Below are 6,330 nucleotides of genomic sequence, written 5' to 3' on the forward strand. Positions count from 1 at the left end.
TTATTGTGACAGGCTTATGACAACGATGCTGGGAAGCAATTTATTCGCCAGAACTGAAAGGGAGCGCCCCATTTTCGTCTAACCAGACTAGAGCGTCAAAGTAGCGACGTATGTTATCAACGTAATGTACCGCAACATCGCCACGCGCATATCCATATCTTGTGCTTCGATAGTAGCGTTTTTTTGTCAACAGTGGTAGTCGTTTTTTAACATCGGCCCAACTGTTTGGATCGCCCCCTTGCTGTGCAGTTAATTTTAATGCATCACGCACGTGCCCCATACCTACGTTATACGCTGCTAGCGCCAACCAAGTTCTATCTGGGTTTGTTATTTCATCGGGAACACGAGAAATTAGATTGGCAAGGTAACGGGCCCCTCCGCGGATATTTTGTTCAGGCTTTAATCGGTGTTTAACGCCGACGCTTTTGGCTGTGCTTTGGGTTAGCATCATAATGCCTCTAACTCCCGTGGGAGATTTGGCTCTAGGGTTCCACATTGACTCCTGATAACTGAGTGCTGCGAGCAATCGCCAGTCTATGTTGTACTGCTTTGAATATGTCTTAAACCACTCTGCATATTTAGGAAGTGTTTGCTTACTCGCCTCTACAAAAGCGACGGTGTTTACGTAGTTAAAACGGGTTACGTGCCCAAAATACTTTTCTTCTAGTGCAGCTAATTGACCGCTATATTGTACTTTCGCAAAAAATGGCATAAGTAGAGCATATAGTGAGTCGTCAGCATGTCGCTTCATTACCCAAGCAATCGGGTCCGATTGTGTAACCGAGAAAGCAATGCTCAAATTAGGATGGTAGCGGCGAAAGAGCGCTAGGGAGTGGGAGTCTACGATTGTATACTCAATTTCTTCATTGAGGATGCCCAAAAGGAGCTCTTCTTGATCAAGCAGGGTCGTGGTTTGCCAGTTCAAATTGGGGTTGCCAATTTTTGCTTCTTGCAGCGATAGCAGATGGTGGCTATTTGCAAGCACCGTAACGGGAGCTTCAAGTTGACCATAGTGCCTAGGTCTTGATTTGCCCTGTTTATAAACCAGCTTTTGGCTAATCTCACGATAGTAAGGCCCAAAACGAAAGGTTTTTGCACGACTTGAATGATAACTTATTCCTGAAGCGATAACGTCTATTTGGCCTTGCTCTAAACTCTCAAATAGTTTTTCTAAATTAAAAAAAGGGATGATTTCTAATTTTACGCCTAGTTCTTGGGCAAATGCGCCTGCCAGCTCAAACTCAAACCCTTCTTCTTCTGTAGGGCCTTGGTAATAGGTTGCAGGACCCACTAAAGTGCCTACTTTAAGCCTGTCGTTTGCTTTTACTTGCTGCAATTGATTAGGTGGAGTTTTGTCGCATCCCCCCACTAGTGCGAGAGCTATGCAAATTGCAACTAAGCCAAATAACCTAAAAATTACCATAACGATCCTGATTCAGTTTATTTCTGAGTCTTCAGACATCTTTGCAAACTGTCTTATTAGAAGTTGAAAAACAAAGAGTAAAGATCAAAATGTATCCTCTAAATCTTATGCTCTCAGTTATATGTAAATTTGTGAAGAGGGTTTTTTTCGATAAATGACAATTTTGAGTTAAATCTGTGCGTCAATTCGACTATAATAGCGGCCCAAAATATCGTTCAATCCTTAACCCCGGATGAAATATCTATGTTAATCCTACGTGGTGCACCTGCACTTTCTGATTTTAAAGTCCAAAAGATACTTAAAAGCTGCGCGGATGCAGAACTATCTGTTACTGGTGTTTATGCCGAGTTCATGCACTTTGCTGATTTAACTGGTGAACTTACAGAAGCAGAGTTAGATAAACTGAGCAAGCTGTTAACGTATGGGCCAACTGCCGTTGAACATACGCCAGAAGGCGCACTAGTATTAGTGACTCCTCGCATCGGTACTATTTCACCATGGGCATCAAAAGCGACCGATATCGCTAATAACTGTGGCCTTGATAAGGTGCATCGTGTTGAGCGTGGCATCGCATATTATGTTGAAGGCGACCTAAGCGCTGCGCAACTAAATGAAGTTTCTAAGCTACTTCATGATCGCATGACCGAGTCTGTACATAGTCAATTAGAAGATGCGGGTCAGTTATTCCGTGTTGAAGAGCCTCGTCCAATGTCATCAGTAGACATTCTAGGCGGTGGCCGTGAAGCGCTTGCAACTGCAAACGTAGAGCAAGGTTTTGCACTAGCGGACGACGAAATCGACTACCTAGTTGAGAATTTCCAAAAACTAGGCCGTAACCCGAACGACATCGAGCTATTTATGTTCGCACAGGCGAACTCAGAGCACTGTCGTCACAAAATTTTTAACGCCGATTGGACAATCGACGGTGAGCAGCAGCCTAAATCGCTGTTCAAAATGATCAAAAATACATTTGAAACGCATCCTGAAAACGTGCTGTCAGCTTATAAAGATAACGCAGCCGTAATGAAGGGTTCTAAAGCGGGTCGTTTCTTTCCAAATAAAGAAGGTGAGTACAGCTACAACCAAGAGAACATTGAAATCTTGATGAAGGTTGAAACACACAACCACCCAACTGCGATTGCCCCATTCTCTGGTGCATCAACCGGTTCTGGTGGTGAAATTCGTGATGAAGGTGCAACTGGCCGTGGTTCTAAGCCAAAAGCGGGTCTGGTTGGTTTTACCGTATCTAACCTTCGTATTCCTGGTTTTGAGCAGCCGTGGGAAACTAACTTCGGCAAGCCTGGTCGTATCGTTAATGCATTAGATATCATGATCGACGGCCCTCTTGGTGGTGCGGCGTTCAACAACGAATTTGGTCGTCCTAACCTACTTGGTTACTTCCGTACTTACGAAGAAAAAGTAAATAGCCACAACGGCGAAGAGGTGCGTGGTTACCACAAGCCGATTATGCTTGCAGGTGGTCTTGGTAATATCCGTACTGAGCACGTACAAAAAGGTGAAATACCAGTCGGTGCTAAACTGGTTGCGCTAGGTGGTCCAGCGATGAATATCGGACTAGGTGGTGGTGCAGCATCGTCAATGGCATCTGGTCAATCAAACGAAGACCTCGACTTTGCATCTGTACAGCGTGAAAACCCAGAAATGGAGCGTCGTTGCCAAGAAGTTATCGACAAATGTTGGCAGCTAGGTGACGAAAATCCAATCGCGTTTATTCACGATGTGGGCGCGGGCGGTCTTTCAAACGCATTCCCTGAGCTGGTAGACGACGGTGGTCGTGGTGGTAAATTCCAGTTACGTAACATCCCGAACGATGAACCGGGCATGGCACCGCACGAGATATGGTGTAACGAATCACAAGAGCGTTATGTACTGGCTGTAGCGGCAGAAGACTTCGACCGCTTTGAAGAAATCTGTAAACGTGAGCGCGCACAGTACGCGGTAATTGGTGAAGCGACTGAAGAGCGTCACTTAACGGTTGCTGATAGCCACTTTGATAACAACCCAGTCGATCTTCCGCTTGAAGTCCTATTAGGTAAAGCACCTAAGATGCACCGTGACGTTGAGTCTAAGCTAGTAGGCGGTGAAGCGCTAAAGACAGATAGCATCAATGTTCTCGACGCCGCTAAGCGTTTACTTCGTCTACCGACTATCGCTGAGAAAACATTCCTTATCACCATTGGTGACCGTACGGTTACTGGCCTAGTTGCTCGTGACCAAATGGTTGGCCCTTGGCAGATACCAGTTGCTAACTGTGCAGTAACAGCGGCAGCATTTGATACTTACCATGGTGAAGCGATGTCAATGGGTGAGCGTACACCTGCGGCACTTCTAAATTATGGTGCATCTGCACGTTTAGCAGTAGCGGAAGCACTAACGAATATCGCTGGCGCAAACATTGGTGGCCTTGAGAATATCAAGCTATCTGCAAACTGGATGGCAGCGGCAGGTCATCCGGGTGAAGACGCAGGTCTTTATGAAGCGGTTAAAGCGGTTGGCGAAGAGCTGTGCCCAGCACTTGGTTTGACTATTCCTGTTGGTAAAGACTCTATGTCGATGAAGACGAAGTGGGAAGAAAATGGTGAAAACAAAGAAGTCACTGCGCCACTTTCTCTCGTGATCACTGCATTTGGCCGTGTAGAAGACATTCGTAAAACAGTCACGCCTCAGCTTCGCACCGACAAAGGAGACTCAAGCCTGATCTTAGTTGACTTAGGTGCAGGTCAAAACCGTATGGGTGCATCAAGCCTTGCACAGGTTTACAAGCAGCTGGGCGATAAGACACCAGACGTTGATAGCCCTGAACTACTTAAAGGATTCTACAATGCAATGCAAGCGCTTGTAGCAGATGAAAAGCTACTTGCTTACCACGACAGATCAGACGGTGGTTTATTCACAACGGTTGCTGAAATGGCATTCGCAGGTCGTACAGGTGTAACTGTAAACCTTGATAGCCTAGCAGGTTCTGATATAGAAGCGCTTTACAACGAAGAGCTAGGTGCAGTAATTCAGGTTCGCAACGACGACCTTGCAACAGTTGAAGCAATCCTAGCGGATAACGGCCTTGGTGCAATCAGCCACACAATTGGTGCACTTAACACTGAAGATAAAGTAATCTTCAACCGTGGTGGTGAAGCCGTACTTGCCAATACGCGTACTGAACTACGTACTATCTGGGCTGAAACTACGTATAAGATGCAAGCACTTCGTGATAACCCTGAATGTGCTAAGCAAGAGTTTGATGCAAAATTTGACGAAAAAGACCCTGGCCTCAACGTCAAACTTGGCTTCGACTTAAATGAAGATGTTGCAGCGCCTTACATTGCAACCGGTGCCAAGCCTAAGATGGCAATCCTTCGTGAGCAAGGTGTTAACTCTCACGTTGAAATGGCAGCGGCATTTAACCGTGCGGGCTTTGCAGCAGTAGACGTACACATGAGTGACATCTTAGAGGGGCGCTTGACGCTTGACCAGTTTAAAGGTCTTGTAGCGTGTGGCGGTTTCTCTTACGGTGACGTGCTTGGTGCTGGTGAGGGTTGGGCTAAGTCAATTCTATTCAATGACATGGCACGCAGCCAGTTCCAAACCTTCTTTGAGCGTCAAGACACGTTCAGCTTAGGTGTGTGTAACGGCTGTCAAATGCTATCTACATTGAAAGAGCTAATCCCAGGTACTGAGCACTGGCCACGTTTTGTAACTAACAAGTCAGAGCGTTTTGAAGCACGTTTCAGCCTTGTAGAAGTACAAGAAAGTCCGTCGGTATTCTTCCAAGGCATGGCTGGCTCTCGCATGCCAATCGCGGTTTCTCACGGTGAAGGTCATGCTGAGTTTGCAAACGACGTAGCAGTTAAAGCAGCCCTTGAGTCTGGTACGGTTGCAGTTCAGTACGTTGATAACTTTGGTAAGCCAACGACGCAATACCCGAACAACCCGAATGGTTCTCCTGAAGGTATTACCGGTATTACATCAACGGATGGCCGTGCAACAGTGATGATGCCTCACCCTGAGCGTGTATTCCGTGCAGTAGCTAACTCTTGGCACCCTGATGAGTGGAAAGAGGACAGCCCATGGATGCGCATGTTCCGTAACGCACGCAAAAACGTGGGTTAATTGAGAGTGCTTTAGCTTGAAAAAGGTCACTTCGGTGGCCTTTTTTGTTTTGTAGAGAAAGCGAACTCTTGGCTGTGATACCCACGACAAGAGTGGAAAGAAGACAACTCACGGATGTATATATTCCGTAATGCGCGTAAGGGTTTTGGGTGCGCTCTAAGGGAATACAATAAATAATCATTAAATTTCAATCTGATAGCTTAAATTCAAACTTTTCCAGTTGAGTTGCCTTACTACCTGCTTGAAATAGATTAGCCCATCCAAGTAGTCTCGCCGTCGCAGTTTAAAAGACTGTTTTTTTGAAGTATCGCAATCCAACACATGCCCATGAAACCACTCGTCTGCTTTTGCTTGTGTTGGTTTGAAACGCCCTTGTTTTTCCTGCCTTATCTATCACGGCACCAAGTATCATCGAGAACCAGTGGACCAACGTTGCTAGCAGCAACAGTATGTTTAATCGGTTGAGTTGGGTTGTTCTGTGTAGGTTTGAACCTAAGCCAAACCTAACACTTTTTTGGTCTCGAAACCCTGCCTCTATCTGCATTCTCATGCCATATAGCTTGAGCGCTTTTTCGAGAAAGTTGTGTCTTTTTGGAAGAGAAGAAACATGCATCCACGGCTCCTTATAACCGCGCTTCTTATCCCCCCTTGCCAACTAACGCTGCATGGGTGTGATATTTTGCACTTTTGGTCAGTGCAGTCGCGCCAAGGTACTGGCTATTACGTCGATTATTTTTGAATCGAGACTGGCATGAGATAACAGGGTGCGAGCACACTTT

Annotated in this window: 2 protein-coding genes; one reads left to right on the forward strand and one right to left on the reverse strand. The window is 45.9% G+C overall.

Going from position 1 to position 6,330, the window contains the following annotated elements; translation table 11 throughout:
* Positions 1-40: 40 nt before the first annotated feature.
* A complete protein-coding gene (gene mltF, locus N482_RS08020) occupies positions 41-1,423 on the reverse strand; it encodes a membrane-bound lytic murein transglycosylase MltF (RefSeq protein ID WP_063376541.1) in 1,383 nt (460 codons plus the stop codon).
* Positions 1,424-1,666: 243 nt separating this feature from the next.
* Here mltF and purL point away from each other — a divergent pair, with 243 nt between their 5' ends.
* Positions 1,667-5,551 (forward strand): phosphoribosylformylglycinamidine synthase, encoded by a 3,885-nt coding sequence (gene purL, locus N482_RS08025; RefSeq protein ID WP_063376542.1) that lies wholly within the window; start codon positions 1,667-1,669, stop codon positions 5,549-5,551.
* The last annotated feature ends 779 nt before the right edge of the window (positions 5,552-6,330 follow it).

Source organism: Pseudoalteromonas luteoviolacea NCIMB 1942 (genome assembly GCF_001625595.1).
Taxonomy (GTDB): Bacteria; Pseudomonadota; Gammaproteobacteria; order Enterobacterales; family Alteromonadaceae; genus Pseudoalteromonas; species Pseudoalteromonas luteoviolacea_A.

Excerpts from the sequence above, each read along its gene's own strand:
- mltF (WP_063376541.1), bottom strand. The coding sequence starts at position 1,423 with ATGGTAATTTTTAGGTTATTTGGCTTAGTTGCAATTTGCATAGCTCTC.
- purL (WP_063376542.1), top strand. The coding sequence starts at position 1,667 with ATGTTAATCCTACGTGGTGCACCTGCACTTTCTGATTTTAAAGTCCAA.